Here is a 17,431-nt window from a genome sequence, read left to right as displayed (position 1 = left end):
CTCAGGCGCCCGTGTCCGCGGCCGCGTTCTCGGGAAGCACGACGCCGGCCGGCAGCACCGCGGGCAGCTCCGCCTGGGCGCGGGCCACGTTGCGCAGCTCGCCGATGCCCTCGACCGAGACCGTCACGGTCTGCCCGTCGGTCAGGTACACCTCCGGGGTGCGGGCGCGCCCGACCCCGCCGGTCGTGCCGGTGAGGATGAGGTCGCCCGGGTTGAGGGTGATGATCTCGGAGATGTAGGAGACGAGGTGCTCCGGGGTGAACACGAGGTCCCCGATCGAGCCCATCTGCATCCGGTTCCCGTCCACGTCGGTGGTGATCGCCGCGTCCCGGTCCAGCTCCTCCGGGGTGACCATGACCGGCCCCACCGGGGTCGAGCGCTCCCACATCTTGCCCTGCAGCCACTCCTTCGTGCGGAACTGGTACGAGCGCATGGAGATGTCGTTCGCCGCCGTGTACCCGGCGATGTACTCCCCCGCCTCGGCCTCGGGCACGCGCCGGGCCTGCTTGCCGATCACGACGACGAGCTCGGCCTCCCAGTCGATCGCGTGGTCCGCGGCGGGCAGCTCGATCTCGTCGTACGGGCCGGTGAGCGTCTCGGCGAACTTCGCGAACAGCGTCGGGTACGCCGGCAGGTCCCGGCCCATCTCCTTGATGTGCGAGGCGTAGTTCAGGCCCACGCACAGCACCTTCGACGGCGTGGGGACCACCGGGGCGAGGTCCGCGCCCTCGATCGGGTGGCGCGCGCCGTCGGCCTTCGCCGCGATCTCCTGCCAGCCGGGCACGGCCAGCAGCGTGCCCAGGTCGGCGTACCCGGTCACCTCGACGTAGGCGTCCTCGTCCTGCCGTACGGCGACGGTGCGCCCCGTGCCGAGGCCGGGGGTGCGGAGGGTGGCGAGCTTCACTTGATGTTCTCCTTGGGGGTCTGGCCTTCGATGAAGGTGCGGTTGAAGTGCAGGCGCTCGAAGATCGGCGCATCGCCGAACGCGAACAGGTCGAACTGGGTCTCTGCCTCGATGGACCACGCGGCCCACGACGGCACCACGATCATGTCACCCTTGGACACGGCGGTCCGCTCGCCGTTGAGGACGAACGCCCCTTCGCCCTCGAAGACCTGGTAGACGCTCGAGCCGACCTCGCGGGTGGTGGGGGTCTGCACGCCGGCGCGGAGCCGGTGGAACTCCGCCCGGATGGTTGGCATGACGTCCCCGCCCGTGGTCGGGTTGACGAACCGGACGGCGGCGTGGCCCTGCCCGACGGTGGCCGGGTGGCCCTCGTCCTCGAGCGCGAGCTGCTCCGTCAGGGCCCGGTCGGTGTGCTCCCACCGGTACGCCCCGATCGGGGAGGACACTGTGTTCTCGAGCTGGGACAGCGGGCGCAGGCCGGGGTGGCACCACAGCCGTTCGGAGCGGGAGATCTCCGGGGTGGCCTCGTCGGTGACCCGCTCGGTGCCGAACTCGAAGAACCCCGCGTCCATGCCGTGCACGAACGGGATGTCGAGCCCGTCGATCCACGCCATCGGCTCGTCGCGCTCGTTGTGGTGGCCGTGGAAGTTCCAGCCGGGCGTGAGCAGGAAGTCGCCGCGGGACATCCGCACCGGGTCCCCGTTCACCACGGTCCACACGCCCTCGCCCTCGACGACGAACCGGAACGCGTTCTGGGAGTGCCGGTGCTCCGGGGCCACCTCGTGGCCGCCGAGGTACTGGATGGCGGCCCAGAGGGTCGGCGTCGCGTACGGCAGGCCGCCCAGACCCGGGTTGGCGAGGGCGATGGCCCGGCGCTCCCCGCCGCGGCCCACGGGCACGAGCTCGCCGGCGCGCTCGGCCAGCGGCAGCAGGGTGTTCCAGCGCCACACGTGCGGCACGGCCTTCGGCGAGGGCACCATGGGCATCAGCTCGTCCAGCTGGGTCCACAGCGGGATCATGTTCTCCTGCGCCATCGTGGCGTACATCGCCTCGAGCTCGGCGGCCTCCTCGGGCGTCGGCTCGGCGGCGACCATCGCGTTGTGCGCAGTCTCGTGGGTGACGTCGCCTTCGATACTCATCGTGGCCTCCTTGCCATGGTTCTTCCGATTCTCCGTCATTCCGGGCGCCGTTCAGCGCGACTCGGCCAGGGCGGCCTGCCGCGCGGCGATGTCCGCCCGGAGCTCCTTCTTGTTGATCTTGCCGACCTTGGTGGTGGGGAGCTCCTCGACGACGACGAGCCGCTCGGGGAGCTTGAACGCCGCGATGCCGTAGCTCCGCAGGGCCTCCTGGACGCGCTCGAGGGTCAGCTCGGCGCCCGGGCGGAGGGTCACGTAGAGGCAGAGCCGCTCGCCCAGGACCGGGTCCGGCATCGCGACGGCCGCGACCATCGTGACCTCCTCGAGCCGGTAGACGAGGCTCTCGATCTCCTCCGCAGAGATCTTCTCCCCGCCGCGGTTGATCATGTCCTTGTCGCGGCCCTGGACCACGAGGTTCCCGTCGGGGCGGCGCTCGACGACGTCGCCGCTCGCGTACCAGCCGCCATCGGTGAAAGCGCGCTCGTTCGCCTCCGGCGCCCGGTAGTAGCCGCGCGGGGTATAGGGCCCGCGCGTCAGGATGGCCCCCGCCTCGCCGTCGGGGAGGTCCCGGCCGAGCTCGTCGACGATCCGCACCTCGTCCGCCTCGCTGACCGGGCGGCCCTGGGTGGTGCAGACGACGTCGTCGGGGTCGTCGACCCGGGTCATGTTGATCAGGCCCTCCGCCATGCCGAACACCTGCTGCAGCTGGGCCCCGAGGACCGGCCTGACCTTCCGCGCGAGCTCATCCGGCATCCGCGACCCGCCCACCTGCAGCACCGCCAGGCTCGCCAGCTGCGTGCCCCCGGCCTCCTGCTGGTACTCGATCCACCGCTGCGCCACGGCCGGGACCGCCGCCGCAATCGTGACCCGTTCGGCCTCGACGGTCGCGAACACGCGCGCAGGCGAGGGCGAGGGGAGCATGACGGCGGTCCCGCCGGCGAAGAATGCCCCGAGGATGCCCGGGCAGGCGAGCGGGAAGTTGTGGCTGGCCGGGAGGGTGCCGAGGTACACGGTCTCCTCCGTCAGGCCCGCTGCCTCCGAGCAGACCCGGACGTTGTACGCGTAGTCGTTGTGCGTGCGCGTGATGAGCTTGGGCAGCCCGGTGGTCCCGCCGGAGAGCAGGAAGCAGGCCGGGCTGTCGGGGTCCGGGGCGGCGGCGTCGAGGCGGGCGCGGGCGCCGGCGGGGTGGTCGCCCGGGGCCAGCAGCGGTTCCAGCGGCGTCCCGGCGGGGCCGGCGTCCCCGCTGACGAGCGTCCACTCGACGCTGGGCACGGCCTCGGCGACCTCGGCCGCGAGCTCCCGGTGGTCGAACTCCTTGATGCGGTCCGGCACCACGAGGGCCCGGACCTCGGCGAGGTCGGCGAGGAACGCGAGCTCGTAGCGGCGGTGCGCGGGCAGCGCCATGACCGGGATGATGCCGGCCCGGAAGCACGCGAGCGTGAGGACCGCGAACTGCCAGCTGTTGGGGAGCTGGACCAGCACGCGGTCGTCGGGACGGAGCCCAAGCGCGAGGAGGCGCTCGGCCCCGGCGTCCATGCGGTCCGCGAGCTCGCGGTACGTCATCCCCACCGCGCCGTCGACAAGGGCGGTCTTCTCGGGCAGCCGGTCGGCGGTGTCGTGGACATAGGCGCCCAGCGCCCGGTCCTCCCAGTACCCCTTGGCCCGGAACTCGGCGGCGAGCTCGGCGGGCCAGGGAACGGTTCCCTCACGGGTGGGGTGCGTCATGCGTCCTCCTCGACGGTGAGCGGGGTGTCGGCGGGCTCGATGACCACGGCGTCGAGGGCCACGAGCCCCTTCTGGGTGACCCGCAGGGGGTTGATCTCTGCTTCGGCGATGCGGGGGTTGGCCAGGAGTGCCCCGCCGAGTGCCTGCACGGCGTCGGCCAGCGCGCCGGCGTCGAGCTCGGGGCCGCCGCGGAAGCCGTGCAGGAGCTCGCGGGCGGCGAGCTCGTCCGGCATCGCGAGCGCGGACCGGCGCGAGACCGGGAGGGAGCGCACCGCGACGTCGGCGTAGACCTCCGTGGCGATCCCTCCCACACCGAGCACGACGACGGGCCCGAAGACCGGGTCCCGGCGGGCGCCGAGCACGAGGTCGACGCCGGGTTCGGCCATGCGCTCGAGCAGGAACGCGGACGCGCCCGCGGCCTCGAGCGCGTCGAGGGCCGCATCGAGCCGGGCGGCGGAGTCGATGCCGAGGTGCACGCCGCCGATCTCGGTCTTGTGGAGCACGCTCGCGTCAAGCAGCTTCACGGCGACCGCTCCCCCGGCGCGCGCCAGCTCCGCGAACGCGGCGTGGGCCTCAGCGCGGGTGGCAGCCCGGCGGCGCTCGGGGGTGCGGATGCCGAGCGCGTCGAGGAGGGCCTTGGCGCGGTCCTCGTCCCAGGGCCCGGACAGCGGGCCGGTGCCGTCGGAGGGCCAGCGCGCGGCCGCGCCGTCGTCCTCCCCCTCGCGCAGGTGCTGGGCGCGGGCGTCGGCGGCGAGGGCTGCGAGGCCTCTGGCGAGCGCCGAGGGGCCGGCGAGGACCGGGACGCCGAGCCCGGCGGCGGCCTCGCGGGCGCGCCACACGTCGCACTCGGGCCCGTCGACGCCGATGACCGCCGGCACCCCGTCCACGCCCGCGTCCTTGAGCGCCGCGGCGAGGTCCAGGACGGGCTCGGTGATCGCGTAGATGCCGAGCAGGTCCACGGCGGGGTCGTCCGCGACGGCGCCGAGCACCCGGTCGTAGCCGGGGCCCGGCCGGCCCGTGTCCACGGGGTTGGCCTGGAAGGTCAGGGGCGGCAGGACCTCTGCGATGGCCCGCTGCGACTCGTCGGCGAGGCGCGGCAGGGGCACGCCGGCGCCGTGGAGGTGGTCGGCGATGATGAGGCCCGGTCCCGCCTGCGCGGTGACGAGGCCGACGGCGGCCGCCTCCCGGGGTGCCGGACGTCGCCCGGAGAGGGCGGTCGCCGCGTCGACGAGCGCGGTCTCGTCGTCGACGACCACGGCCCCGGCCTGCCGCAGGACGGCGCGGGTGGTGCGCCAGGAGGTCGCGAGGGCTCCGGTGTGGGACTGGGCGAACTCGGAGACGTCGTTCCGCCCCACCACGAGGGCGACCACCGGCTTGCGCGCGGAGAGCCGCCGGACGGCGTCGAGCAGGCGGGGCCCGTCGGCGACGGTCTCGAGGTGGAGCGCGACAGCGGCGGTCGCCTCGTCCTCGGCGAGGTACTCCAGCACGTCCGGGGCGGTGACGCCGAGCCCGGCGCCGATGCCGACCCCGAGGCTCACGCCGACGCCCGCCCGCTCGAGGTGGAAGGCGAGCACGTGGTTCACTCCCCCGCTCGCGGCGACCACGCCCACCGAGCCGGCGTGCAGGCCGGCCACGCCGGGGACGAAGCTCGCGCGCAGGTCCCTGCGGGGCACGAAGAAGCCGGAGGTGTTGGGGCCGAGCACGCGGATGCCGGTCTCGGCAGCGACGGCCCGCACGGCTGCCTCGTGCTCGAGGCCAGCTCCCCCGGCCTCGGCGAACCCGCCGGCGCACACGAGCGCCGCGGTGACGCCGTGCGCAGCGGCCTCGCGGAGCGCGTCGGCGGTGGCCGCGGCCGGGACGCACAGCACGGCGAGGTCGACCGGCTCTGGGCTCGCGGCAACGGCCTCCGCGATGCCCCCGAACACGCCGGGGGTGGCGGCGGGGCGGCTGTTGACGTGGAGCACGGGGCCGGCGAACGCCGCGAGCGACTCTGCCATCGCGGCGCCGAGCTTGCCCGGGGTCGACGACGCCCCGACGAGCACGATGCCCCGGGGTTCGAACAGCGCGGACAGGCCGGTCCGCACGCTGGGCTGCACGCCGGGGACGGCGAGGGCGCTCACCGCGCCGCCCCCGCCGCGAGCGCCGGGGCCTGCCGGTTCGCGGCCTCCTCGGGGAGCGCGACGGCGTCGGCGCGGCCGGAGAGCACGAGCGTCTCGGCGGCGGCCTCGTCGCCCTCGTCCACGACCACCGCGGGGATGCCGCGGCCCAGCCGTGCCTCCTCGGCGAGGAGCCGCCGGGTCAGGACGGTGCCGCCGCGCACGACGACGGCCGCGGCCTCGGCGGGCACCGCGCCTGCCGCGGCGGCCACCTCGGCCTCGGAGGCGGGCGCCGTGACGAGGAGGGCCGCGTCAGGCCCGGCCGCTGCGGCGTCCTCGACGGCAGCCAGCCACGCGCCCGAGGGGTCGGAGAGGCCGAGCCGCCCGGCGGCGTCGTGCGTCAGGGCGAGCCAGCGGCCCGCGAAGGCCGTCTCCCCCAGGGTGAGCGGGGTCGCGAGCGGCGCGGCGCCGTGCTGGGAGCGCCAGAAGCCGCGGGCGTCGGCGACGAGGGCGGGGTCGCGGCGGGCGATCCGGTCCAGGCCGATGCTGCGGGAGAAGAAGTGGAAGGCGAACTGGGAGGGGGCGAACGCCTCGTGGTAGCGGCCGAAGTGCTCCCACCAGCTCAGGCCGCCGCTGGCCGAGTCCTGGATCTTGGCCGTCTGCGGGATGCGTTCGGCCTCGTAGGCCTCAAAGGCGTCCTCGAGGGTCGGGTGGCCGGCGGTCAGCTCGCGGGCCAGGACGATCGCATCCTCCATGGCCATCTTGGTTCCGGAGCCGACGGAGAAGTGGGCCGTGTGGACGGCGTCGCCGAGGAGCACGACGTTGCCGGCGTGCCACGTGCGGGTGCGGCGGGTGCGGAAGGTGCCCCAGCGGGAGTTGTTGGCCACGATGGTCCCGCCGGCGAGGTCCTCGGCGAAGAGCTCCTCGAGGAAGCGGCGGGTCTTTTCGTCGGAGGAGCCGGGCGGCTGGGTGACGTCGAACTCGTCCAGACCGGCGCGGCGCCACGTGTCCTCGTCGGTCTCGACGATGAAGGTGCTCAGGTCGTCGCTGATCGGGTAGGCGTGGGCGGCGAAGTTGCCGAACTGGCTCTTGCGGTGCACGAAGGTGAGCCCGTCGAAGAGGTGCGTGGTGCCGAACCAGATGAACTTGGCCGTGGCCGCCTCCGCGGTGTGGCCCAGTGCCTCGCCGAGCTCCTCGCGGGTGCGGGAGTTGGCGCCGTCGGCCCCCACCACGATGTCGAAGTCGCCCTCGCGGCAGAGCTCCTCGAGGGAGGGGACCTGGTGGCCGAAGCGCATGTCGACCCCGGCGGACCGGGCGCCGTCCTGGAGGAGCCGGAGGAGGGTCTTGCGGTGGATGGCGGCCATGCCGTTGCCGGCCATCGAGCGGCGCTCGCCCTTGAGCCAGACCTCGATGGTGTCCCAGTGCGTGCCGTAGTCGCGGAGGCCGTCGCGCAGGACGGGGTCCACGGCGTCGATCCCGCTCAGGGTGGCGTCGGAGAAGACGACGCCGAAGCCGAAGGCATCCGCGGCCTGGTTCCGCTCGAAGAGCACGACCTCGGCCTCCGGCATCCGGCGCTTGAGCAGGCTCGAGAAGAAGAGGCCGCCGGGGCCTCCTCCGATGCAGGCGACGCGCAGCGCCATGGCAATCACTCCTTGGTGGGTTTCGGAAATCGTCCTCCCCGCCATGATGTAACAAAAACTCGGGCAACGTCAAGAGTTTGTTTCTATCGATGGCCGCTAGACCCCGAGCGGCGGGGTGGCCGCGAACCGGCCCCCGATCACCTCGTCGACGTAGGCGTTGGCGGGGCCGGCCAGCTGCGCGTGAACCCGGCGGAAGAGCTCGTACGCGTCGCGGCCGAGCCAGCCGTCTGGCTGGAGCTCGAGCGGGAGCAGTGGGTCGCTGAACGCGAGGCCGCGCGCGTCGCCGACGAGCATGGTGCGCTCGACCATGGCCTCGTGCCCGGGCCTGGCGGCGTTGGCGGGGGCGTCGTCGAGCGGGGAGTAGCGCTGGATGAAGGCGCGGTAGTCGGCGTCGAGGGCGGCGAGGTCCCAGCAGCGGGCGGCGAGCCGGCGGTCCTCGGCGAGGGAGCCGCTGCTGGCCCAGAGGACGTCGATGCTGGCCTCGCCGGTCTCGGCGGCGAGGGCCTTGGCCTCGTCGAAGCGGGGCTGGGCGGCCATCCACGTGGACGGGGAGAGCTGGCCGAAGCCGAGCCAGGCGAGCTCCCGGCGCAGGGTCTCGCGCACGGCGCGGTTCGCCTCGGGGACCTGGTAGATCACCATCGTCCAGCGGCCGGCCCAGGGCTCCTCGGCGCGCTGGAAGATCCGCTTGCGGCCCTCGACCAGGATCTGCATCATCCGCGGCGAGAGGACGTAGACGGTCTCCCGCCCCTCGCGGCGGGTGGTGAACCAGCCCTCCTTGCGCAGGCGGGAGAGCGTGACGCGCACGGCGGCGGGCTCCATGCCGAAGGCGCCTAGCAGGGTGACCAGCTCCCCCAGCCGCGCCTCGCCCTGGGCGTACCGCAGGTAGTCGCCGAAGAGGTTCAGGATCACCGCGCGCGGCTTCTGGTTCATCGCACCTCCGAATGTGCAACAAAAGATTGACGGTATTGCGCCCTACTGTTACACATTAAGCGTCACCTTCTGCTGTGGCCCGCGCCACAACCTCTTCTCGTCATCTGAGAACCACCTCGACACCCTTCGACACCCAGGAGCAGTAATGTCGCTGTCCTCCACCCAGGCGAAGCCGCGTTCGGCGGCGGCCGTTGTCTTCCTCTGCTTCGTGGCCATTGTCTTCGACGGCTACGACCTCGTCATCTACGGCGCGATCACGCCGGCCCTGCTCAAGTACGAGCCGTGGGGGCTCACGCCCGTCACGGCGGGGGCGATCGGGAGCTACGCCCTCGCGGGCATGTTCTTCGGCGCGATCCTGGTCGGCTACCTGACCGACGTGCTGGGGCGCCGCAAGGTCCTCATCGGCTCGATCGCGTTCTTCTCGGTCCTGATGCTGCTCACGGCCGCCGCTCCCTCCGCCGAGCTGTTCGGCGTGTTCCGCTTCCTGTCCGGCCTCGGCCTCGGCGGGGTCATCCCGACGGCGATCGCCCTCACTGTCGAGTACTCGGCCGCAGCGAAGCGGAACTTCAACAACGCCGTGATGTTCTCCGGCTACTCCGTGGGGGGCGTGCTCGCTGCGCTGCTCTCGCTCGCGCTGCTGCCCGCGGTCGGCTTCCGGGGCATGCTCGCCATCGGCGGCCTCCCGCTCGTGCTGGTCCTGCCGTTCCTGTTCAGGTTCCTCCCGGAGTCCCCGGCGTTCCTCGTGGGCAGGGGGCGCATCTCCGAGGCGCGCGCCCTCGTGGAGAGGTACGGGATCGAGATGCCGGCCGCCTCGGTGCTCGGTGCGCCAGCGGAGCGGAACCGGTTCCGGACGCTGTTCACGGGCCGGCTCCTGGCCGCGACCCTGCTCTTCTGCGTCGCCGGGATCTCGGGCCAGATCCTGGTCTACGGGCTCAACACCTGGCTCCCCCAGCTGATGATCCTGGCGAAGTACTCGCTCGCCTCGTCGCTGACCTTCCTGCTGACGGTGAACGTGGGCGCGGTGGTCGGCGTCATCCTGTCCTCCCGCCTCGCCGACCGCTTCGGGCCGCAGCGGGTCACGGCCGTCTCCTTCGCGAGCTCCGGGATCGCGCTGGTGCTCATGGGCACGGGCGTCATGCCGATCGTGGTGATGTACGTGCTGGTCGCCGTGGTGGGCTTCGGCTCCGTGGGCGCCCAGATTCTCGTCAACGGCTTCGTCGCCACCTACTTCCCGAACCGGGTACGGGCGACGGCGCTCGGCGTCACCTTGGGAGTCGGGCGCATCGGTGCGGTCCTCGCCATCTCGGGCGGAGGCGTGCTGGTGGCTGCCGCGCTCGGGACGTTCGTCAATTTCTCGGTGTGGGCGATCGCGGCTGTGGTTGGCGTGGCGGCCGTGCTGCTTGTGCCGCCTGCCGACCGGGTGCGGGCGGCTGTGCCGGCCGGAGGGACATCGGGGGACGTCGACGAGCCTGAGGCGTCGGGGATCGTGCACTGAGAGGGGTAATCGTGTCCATGTGACATCTCTCAGTGGCTCGACCACAGAAGCCTCGACCACGTTCGAACGAGCGTGTTCGAGGCTTCTCCTTGGAGTCTCTGGATACTGCCCCTTGCGCAAATGGGAGCCGCCATGGCGACGAAAGCTCTTTGGGTGAGCCCCCAACGGTGGCATGAGGCGGACGTCTTCCGAACGGCCTCTACTCCGCTGCGCACCGAGTTCGGCGCGCGCGAAGGCGTCTGGGCACACCGTGTCACCTCGCTTCGGCGAGGACCCATCAATCTTCGTTTCGCTGGCCCTCCCTCCGGGCGGCATCAGTGGTCCGCTCTGAAGCTCAACCCGCGCCGCGACCGCACGTTCTTATGGAATGGGCGCGCCGCGGCCCAGCCCATTGCGGTATGTCGTGTGGTTCCACTTCAGCCACGCATGAGTCTAAGGTCGTCGTAGAACGATTCTCGGAAGCTCGATCGAGAGGTGCAGAAGTGGCGAAATACAAGGTCACCCAATCGGCCGTCACGCAACTCTTGGAAGATGTACGCGGTGAGCGCATAGCGATTCCCGAACTCCAGCGACCTTTTGTTTGGGACAGCGTAAAAGTCCGCGACTTGATGGACTCGTTGTACAAGGGGTACCCCGTCGGCTACCTCATTACCTGGCAGTCAGTCGGCGCGCATCTCAAAGGAGGGAACGTCGCCGCCCACCAGCAGATCTTGATTGATGGCCAGCAGCGAATAACGGCACTTCGCGCAGCTGTAGCGGGAATGAAGACAGTGAACAAGCGCTACAAGCCCGTCCGGATTACGATCGCGTTCAACCCCGTAACAGAAGAATTCGCAACTGTAACACCCGTCATCGCGAAGAGTCGCGAGTGGATACCCGATATTAGCGAGCTGTTCAACGCAACATCGACGTACCGCTTTGTCAAAGCATACTTGGAGGCGAATCCCGACGCCGACAGCCTCGCTGTTGAGGAGAACATCGCCAAACTCGAATCAATTAAGAACGCCCAGATCGGCATGATTTCGCTAAACGATGATCTTGACGTGGAGACGGTCTCTGAGATCTTCATCCGGATCAACTCAAAAGGGGTTCCGCTGAGCAGTGCGGACTTCGCAATGAGCAAGATTGCGACGTACGGTGACAGAGGCAGGAATCTGCGGAAGCTCATCGATTACTTCTGCCACCTTGCCGTTGCGCCGCACGCTTACGAGGACATCAGGGAAAACGATGGCGAATTTTGCTCGACCCCATACATCAAGGAGATCGCCTGGCTCAAGGACGACGCAGAGGATCTATATGACCCGAGCTACAGCGACGTCATCCGGGTCGCAGGACTGCTCGGCTTCAGCCGCGGGAAAGCATCTTCAATTGTCAGTGAGCTTTCTGGGCGCGACCCCGAGACCCGAAAGGTAGATGAGAGTCTGATACCCGCCGCGTTCGACAAGCTCGAAGATGCGCTCCTGCAGATCGTCAGGAAGTACCACTTCGAGAACTTCATCTTGACGATCAAGTCTGCAGGATTCATTGCGGCAGATATGATTGGGTCGAAAAACGTGCTCAACTTCTCCTACGCGCTCTATCTACGCCTTCGCGGGGATGACACGCTTTCTGAGGGAGAGCGGAAGCGCATTGTTCGCCGCTGGTTCGTCATGTCAATGCTCACTGGTCGCCACTCAGGAAGCTTCGAGTCAACATGGGAGCAGGACATGCGCCGGATCGGAAGTCTTGGCGCGGCCGCATATCTCAAGCAAATTGAGCAATCTGAACTAACGGACGGCTTTTGGGAGGTGGCCCTTCCGGCCGCTCTTGAAACCACGAGCACCGCAAGCCCGTTCTTCCAGACGTTCCTCGCAGCTCAGGTCAAGAGTCTCTCGCGGGGTTTTCTCTCCAAGAGCATTACTATAGCATCGATGCACCAGCAGTCCGGGGATATTCATCATATCGTCCCCAAGGACTACTTGCAGAAGAATGGCTACCCGGACCGAGCCGACTACAACCAGGTGGCGAATTTTGCCTTGACAGAAACATCGATAAATATCAGCATTGGCAACCAGCCTCCCACGATCTACCTATCGAGGATTCTTGACCAGATCGAGACGGGAGAGCTGGTAATTGGAGAGATTACCGATGAATTAGACCTTGAGAGGAATTTAGAAGAAAATGCAATCCCGCACGGGATAAGAGAGGTCGATGCTGCGAGCTATACCGATTTCCTCGTGGTAAGAAGAAAGCTCATGGCGAAGGTGATTCGCCGCTACTTCGAGAGCCTCTAGTGCTTGCAGCTTCGGCTCCCCCAAGATGGTGTGGCTCGCGGAGGGCCGCGTCGCCTAGCGAGCGGCCCCCCCACGTCGCTAGTCGAGGACGACGCCGTGAGCCGTCACCACGCCATAAAGACCCGCCGCGTAGCCCTGTCCGATGGCCCGGAAGCGCCATTCACCCATGTCACGGTAGAGCTCGGCAAAGGCCATGCAGGTTTCCGATGCGGCGTCCTCTGTGAGGTCATAGCGCACGACTTCCTGGTCGGAGTCGTTGTTGACGACGCGGCAGAACGCGCCGCGAACCATGCCGAAGTTCTGTCCGCGGGCCTCGGCCTGATCGATGGAGACGATGATCAGGATCCGCTCAACGCCGGCGGAGACCTTCGAAAGATCGATGAGGATCTGCTCGTCGTCTCCCTCGCCCTCGCCGGTCCGGTTGTCGCCCTGGTGGATGATCGAGCCGTCTTTGGCCTCGAGCTGGTTGTAGAAGATGAAGTCATCGTTGTTGCGGACCCGTCCGTTCGCCCCGAGAAGGAGCGCAGAGGCATCGAGGTCGAACTGGGCTCCCGCTGTGGTGCGGGGGTCCCACCCCAAACCGATCATCGCGTGCTTGAGGCCCGGATCGGTCTTGGTCAGCGACAGGGAGCTGCCCTTGCTCAGCGTCAGAGTGTTCATGATGTCCTTCCGTGTGAAATGTCAGAGAACTGTGGCGGCTTCGGCGGCGATATCGTGTGCCACCTTGCCGTTGGCGGGTTTGCCGATGGCCGTGAACTTCCAGCCTTGCCCGTTTCGGGAGAGCGAAGCCATGATCATGGCGGTGAATCGGCCTTGCTCTGTCAGGTCAAAGCGTGCGACCTCGGGCTTGGACGGCAGCGCATCGTCGACGACTCGGCAGAACGCATTCTCGATCTGGTCGAACGTCTGCCGGCTGTAGCTCGTGATGACGAAGACAATGTGCTTGACGGAGTCATCCACCCGGTTCAGGTCGACCAACAGCACTTCATCGTCGCCGTCGCCTTCGCCGGTCAGGTTGTCCCCGGTATGCGTGATTGAAAAGTCGCGGCTCTTCAGCTGCCCGTAGTAGACGATGTCCTGAACCCTCCGGTCGGACGTGTAGAGGATTGCAGATGCATCCAGATCGATCTCCTGGGGCTTTCCGCCGGACAGCAGCGAGGCGAGGAATCCCCGCTTCTGCTCGGCCGCATCCCAGCCGAGTCCCATGTGGATCCGAGTGAGGCTGGACCCGTCCTTCTTGGTGAGCGTCAGGGCGTCGCCCTTGCGCAGTGTGAGCCCCATAAGGCACTCCCCCATACTTATCCGGGCTGTAATGGAGCGCCCGATTCCCCCATGTCTTCTAGATATCAGACGCCACCGACATTCCTTGCGCCCGGTTCGTACCGTGGACACAACAACACGCTGAAATGCGGCGCTTCAGTCGAACAACGCCGAGAGGATTTCGCGCCGGTGGCGGCGATAGGCTCCTTCACCATCCGCGTCGACAAGGGGAATCCTTATCAACGGAGGATGTCCCGTAGCCGGTGTCGCCAAGTCGCGCAGGGCGTCGTTGTACGCGCGCTGACGTTGTCTCCCACCCGGCCCAAACCCTGCCGCTGGCTTTGCCGCCCTGTATCTGTCGGCTTTCGGGGCCAGCTCGTGGCACAGCGCTCGATAGTGGTTCCAGTCATAGCCGAGGGCGGCATGGTCGGGGTAAAGGTCCAAGGTGGTGAGCCTGAACGAGGTGAAATGCTGCAGCTCGTCGGTCTCGATGAAGGTTCCCGATTCAGCGTGGAAGAAGTCCCCGGGGAGAGCGGTCACGCGTTCGGCCTGCTGCTCTGGTGCCAACCCGCCGAGTGCATGGAAGATCCTGTCCAGCGACTCAACCGCAGCCCCTGCGGTGGGCGGCAGGCCATAGTGCCCGCGTTGGTTAATCCACGGCACCTTCGCCTTCTCGAGCACGACGCCGTCGCGCGCGGCCGCCTGCCAAAAGGCCGCTTGGGCGTCTCCCACCGCCATGTCAATCCTCGCTTTCCCCAACCGTCTCCACTGGGCGTCTCCCGTGACGACCTTCCATCCAGAGGACAACGTCGAGGATCCGCAGCAAGGAGATGTGGCCGAGCCCGCTCTGGGACCGCAGCGACTCGAGCGCCGGCACGATGGAGTGCGCGCAAGCGAGGGCCTCATGCCAAGCCAGCCAGGTCCCCCCATCGTGCGAGAACCCGGTCGCTCGGGCCACCACGCTGTCGTAAATCGGGACCAGCGCGGGCCGCTTGCGCGCCAGCAGCTTGCTCGCGGTGGTCGGCCCTATCCCCCACGTAGCGTGCTTCGATCGCATGAGCCTCCATAGGTCGCGTATCGGGCTACCTTCGCCGAAGTACCCTTCATGGCGCTCGATTCGGAGATCCTCAAGCTTCAAGTCCCCAGGGATCTGCACGAGAAGGTCCGAGATCTCATGACTCTTCGAATCGAGAAGGCCAAGGGCCGCCTTGGCCGGCACGTGAACGGACAGCAGGGAGACGGCTACAAGGTCATTCGCAGTGATCTCGTCGGCAGGAGACGGGGAGAACAGTTCGAAGTGCGCACCCTCGAACTCTCGCCCCTTGTGGGGGCCCAGTCCGAAGTACTTCTCAAGGTGGTCCAGTGCCGTCGCCTCCGGGATCCCATGGAAGGCAAGCGCAACCTGGTTCACCGTCATCCGAGCAGCTCCTTCATGATCTTCGCGACGACGGCGGCATGGAGCTTGTCTTGAACCGTCCCGCGGATCTGATCAGCAAACACCGCAGCGGTCTGCTCGGCGATCGTACGCTCGACGGGACCGAGCTTGGCGAGCTCCTCGTCGGCGTCGAGGCCTCCGAATGCCGTCTCGACCTCCGGCGCCTCGGGGGCGTCCCCAGTGAACGGTCGGAGAACCTCGGGCAGCGTTCCCCGCGGGAAGACGACGTCGAGGTACTTCGTCGTGCGTGTCAGGGCGATGTAGAGCAGACGGTGGCCGTGCGGCTCCGCGACGAGTGTCGCCGGGTCTGCGAGTACTACGGCATCGAACTCGAGGCCCTTGGCGTCGTGGGGCGACACGAGGTTGTAGGTGCTGCCGAGCTGACCCTTGTCCGATTGGCTCCAGGTCATTCCATCTGCCCTGAAGCGCTCGGCCAATGCCGGCCAATGCTTCTGATCGGCGATGATGCCCACGAAGCGGCCGAGGCTCGCGTGGCCCCGGGCAGCGGCCAGAACGTCCTCGACAAACGCCGCCGGTTCGGAGCGGATCCATGACGGTTCGCTACCGACAGTCCTCACGATGTCCGGCGGGGTCACGTTGGGCGCTGCGAGCGCCAGCACGGGCCGGGCGACGTCGAAGACCTCGGAGGGCACGCGGTACCCGTGCTCGAGTTCGGCGATCTGGCTCGGCAGGTCGGAGCGCAGGTGTGCCAGAACCGTCACCCAGGAGTCTCGGGCGTGTGCTCCCGTGGACTGGGCGATGTCGCCCACCACGGTCATCGAACCAGTCTTGGAGCGACGACGAACCGCGCGCAGCTGCATCTCTGACAGGTCCTGGGCCTCGTCCACGACGATGTGGGCATAGCGCGTCTCGACCGAGGTGAGGATGGACTGCGCCTCATCAATCAGAGCGAGGTCGTCCAAGGTCCAGGGCTGCAGGGCAGCGTTTCCGTCCACCGGTCGGTACAGGAGCGCGGATTCCTCCTTACCGAGAATTCCGACACCCGCCCGCAGGAGCGCATCGACCGATCCCAGGAGCCCTCGGATGAAGTCGACGGCGTTGACCTCCGGCCACAGCGCGTTGAGAGCGCCTTCGAGGCTCTTGGCGTCGAAGAGGTCCTCGAAGCTCGCGATCCCCCGCCACCCCAGCTGGCGAGCCCCGAGCTCGGCGAGGCGCGCCCGCAGGCGTCGCCGCCCGACGTCGTACTTCTGGGCCCGCAGGCCGCGCACGGCGTCAGCCGCGTCACCGGCACTGATTGTCACGGGGGCGCCGCTGCCCTGCCGCTTGAGCACAATCGGCTCGGTGGGCACGGTGAGCTGGCCATACAGTGCGGCGGAGATGACGTCCGCCATCCGGGCGGAGCCCTTGATGGCGGCGATCTCGGGCGATTCCGTCGCGGTCACCACAACACGGCTGCCCATGAAGTCGTGCAGCGAGCGCTGGACGACGTCCTTGTCGCCCAGATCCGGGAGGACCTTCCGTATGTACTTGGTGAAGGTCGGGTTGGGGCCGACGACGAGGACGTCCTCGGGATTGATCGTGTCTTGGAAGTTGTACAGGAGCCAGGAGACGCGGTGGAGGGCGACCGCTGTCTTGCCGGTGCCGGGGCCACCCTGCACGACGAGGAGCTGGTCCTTGTCCGCACGGATGATCCGATCCTGTGCGGCCATGATGGTAAGGACAATGTCCTTCATCTCGCCACTGCGGTTGGCCTCGAGGGCCTCGAGCAACACGTCAGAGTACTCCGGCGACGATGTCGGCTCGTCCACGTGAGCATCTGGAGCCTCGGCGTTCGGCTTCTCGACGAACCAGGTGTCGGTGTAGTGGATGACGTGGTTGTTCAGCGACTCGAAGGTGCGCTTGCGGGCCAGGCCCTGCGGATCCACTGGGGTCGCTTGGTAGAACGGGACGGCGGCCTTGGTCTTCCAGCTGATGACGAGCGGGGCGCCGTCCTCGTCCTTGATGTAGCGCCTGCCGATATAAAGCTTGGTGCCGTCCTCAGCGTCGATGCGGCCGTGCGCCACGGCCTCACCCGGCTCGGGACACTCATGCCGCCTTCTCTGCTTCAGAAAGGCTTCCCGCTCCGCAGGGGTCGAGCCCGAGACCGGGCCATGGTCCCAGTAGTCGCAGGCCCGCTGCCGCGCCTCGACCGACACGTCGAAGTAGTCCTGCTCTGCCGCCTTCTCGCGCGGATCCTCAAGCGAGCGTGCGGCTTCGTCGACGATGCTCATCGGTCATCCCCCAGTTGTCCAGTGCCATGTCATCGGTGCTGGAGTCAATGTATCCGCTGTCACCGACATTTCTCGGCGCGCCAAGCACAACGGAGGCCGTGGGGCGTGAACACGCACTAAGGTCCGGTGTGGCCGCCGCCTCGAGACGGCACGGCGGCCTGGGACCACTCCGGAAGAGCCGACACCCGATCCTCTACTGTCACAATGTAGGCCGACAGGGCTTCGACATAATCCTTCTCAGGACGCGGGGATTGAGCATCGAAGAGATCTCCGACGATTGCGCGGAGGGACGCCTCCCTCGACATC

The 17,431-nt window shown here is 68.3% G+C and carries 13 protein-coding genes; 2 read left to right on the top strand and 11 right to left on the bottom strand.

All coding sequences use genetic code 11. From position 1 onward, the window contains the following. Window position 1 precedes the first annotated feature (1 nt). The 6 genes from ABD298_RS09480 to ABD298_RS09455 all read right to left on the bottom strand — a co-directional run bounded on the left by ABD298_RS09480 (window position 2) and on the right by ABD298_RS09455 (window position 8,431). On the bottom strand, window positions 2-904 hold the full coding sequence (locus ABD298_RS09480; protein ID WP_344299441.1) for a fumarylacetoacetate hydrolase family protein: 903 nt from the start codon (window positions 902-904) through the stop codon (window positions 2-4). Further along, window positions 901-2,043 (bottom strand): cupin domain-containing protein, encoded by a 1,143-nt coding sequence (locus ABD298_RS09475; RefSeq protein WP_344299440.1) that lies wholly within the window; start codon window positions 2,041-2,043, stop codon window positions 901-903. Before ABD298_RS09475 ends, ABD298_RS09480 begins: the two co-directional genes overlap by 4 nt. A 51-nt stretch (window positions 2,044-2,094) precedes the next feature. After that, window positions 2,095-3,765, bottom strand: coding sequence for a (2,3-dihydroxybenzoyl)adenylate synthase (locus ABD298_RS09470; protein WP_344299439.1), 1,671 nt, complete (start codon window positions 3,763-3,765; stop codon window positions 2,095-2,097). Next, window positions 3,762-5,885: an acetate--CoA ligase family protein gene (locus ABD298_RS09465; protein WP_344299438.1), complete on the bottom strand. Its 2,124-nt coding sequence runs from the start codon at window positions 5,883-5,885 to the stop codon at window positions 3,762-3,764. The genes ABD298_RS09470 and ABD298_RS09465 overlap by 4 nt, the downstream gene beginning before the upstream one ends. After that, window positions 5,882-7,501 (bottom strand): FAD-dependent monooxygenase, encoded by a 1,620-nt coding sequence (locus ABD298_RS09460; protein WP_344299437.1) that lies wholly within the window; start codon window positions 7,499-7,501, stop codon window positions 5,882-5,884. The genes ABD298_RS09465 and ABD298_RS09460 overlap by 4 nt, the downstream gene beginning before the upstream one ends. A 96-nt stretch (window positions 7,502-7,597) precedes the next feature. Further along, window positions 7,598-8,431, bottom strand: a complete 834-nt coding sequence (locus tag ABD298_RS09455; protein WP_344299436.1) for a PaaX family transcriptional regulator — start codon at window positions 8,429-8,431, stop codon at window positions 7,598-7,600. Between the two features lie 145 nt (window positions 8,432-8,576). Between ABD298_RS09455 and ABD298_RS09450 the strand changes: the two genes are divergently transcribed. Continuing rightward, window positions 8,577-9,926, top strand: coding sequence for an MFS transporter (locus ABD298_RS09450; RefSeq protein ID WP_344299435.1), 1,350 nt, complete (start codon window positions 8,577-8,579; stop codon window positions 9,924-9,926). 482 nt (window positions 9,927-10,408) lie between these two features. Next, window positions 10,409-12,199 (top strand): GmrSD restriction endonuclease domain-containing protein, encoded by a 1,791-nt coding sequence (locus tag ABD298_RS09445; RefSeq protein WP_344299434.1) that lies wholly within the window; start codon window positions 10,409-10,411, stop codon window positions 12,197-12,199. A gap of 78 nt (window positions 12,200-12,277) precedes the next feature. Here the strand turns inward: ABD298_RS09445 and ABD298_RS09440 are convergent, their stop codons facing one another. The 5 genes from ABD298_RS09440 to ABD298_RS09420 all read right to left on the bottom strand — a co-directional run bounded on the left by ABD298_RS09440 (window position 12,278) and on the right by ABD298_RS09420 (window position 17,125). After that, window positions 12,278-12,859 carry a TerD family protein gene (locus tag ABD298_RS09440; protein WP_344299433.1) on the bottom strand — a complete coding sequence of 194 codons (582 nt, stop codon included), beginning with the start codon at window positions 12,857-12,859 and terminating at the stop codon, window positions 12,278-12,280. 21 nt (window positions 12,860-12,880) lie between these two features. Further along, window positions 12,881-13,480: a TerD family protein gene (locus tag ABD298_RS09435; RefSeq protein ID WP_344299432.1), complete on the bottom strand. Its 600-nt coding sequence runs from the start codon at window positions 13,478-13,480 to the stop codon at window positions 12,881-12,883. Window positions 13,481-13,615: 135 nt separating this feature from the next. Next, on the bottom strand, window positions 13,616-14,197 hold the full coding sequence (locus ABD298_RS09430) for a DUF7255 family protein (protein WP_344299431.1): 582 nt from the start codon (window positions 14,195-14,197) through the stop codon (window positions 13,616-13,618). A gap of 1 nt (window position 14,198) precedes the next feature. After that, a complete protein-coding gene (locus ABD298_RS09425; RefSeq protein WP_344299430.1) occupies window positions 14,199-14,876 on the bottom strand; it encodes a DUF6308 family protein in 678 nt (225 codons plus the stop codon). After that, the gene (locus ABD298_RS09420; RefSeq protein ID WP_344299429.1) at window positions 14,873-17,125 is read right to left on the bottom strand and encodes a HelD family protein; all 2,253 of its coding nucleotides are present in this window, start codon (window positions 17,123-17,125) and stop codon (window positions 14,873-14,875) included. Before ABD298_RS09420 ends, ABD298_RS09425 begins: the two co-directional genes overlap by 4 nt. Between the last annotated feature and the right edge of the window lie 306 nt (window positions 17,126-17,431).

This window comes from Sinomonas flava (genome assembly GCF_039531875.1).
In the GTDB taxonomy this organism is placed as follows: Bacteria; Actinomycetota; Actinomycetes; order Actinomycetales; family Micrococcaceae; genus Sinomonas; species Sinomonas flava.
The sequence above is the reverse complement of the archived record's forward strand: the minus strand, read 5'-3'. Positions and strand labels throughout refer to the sequence as shown.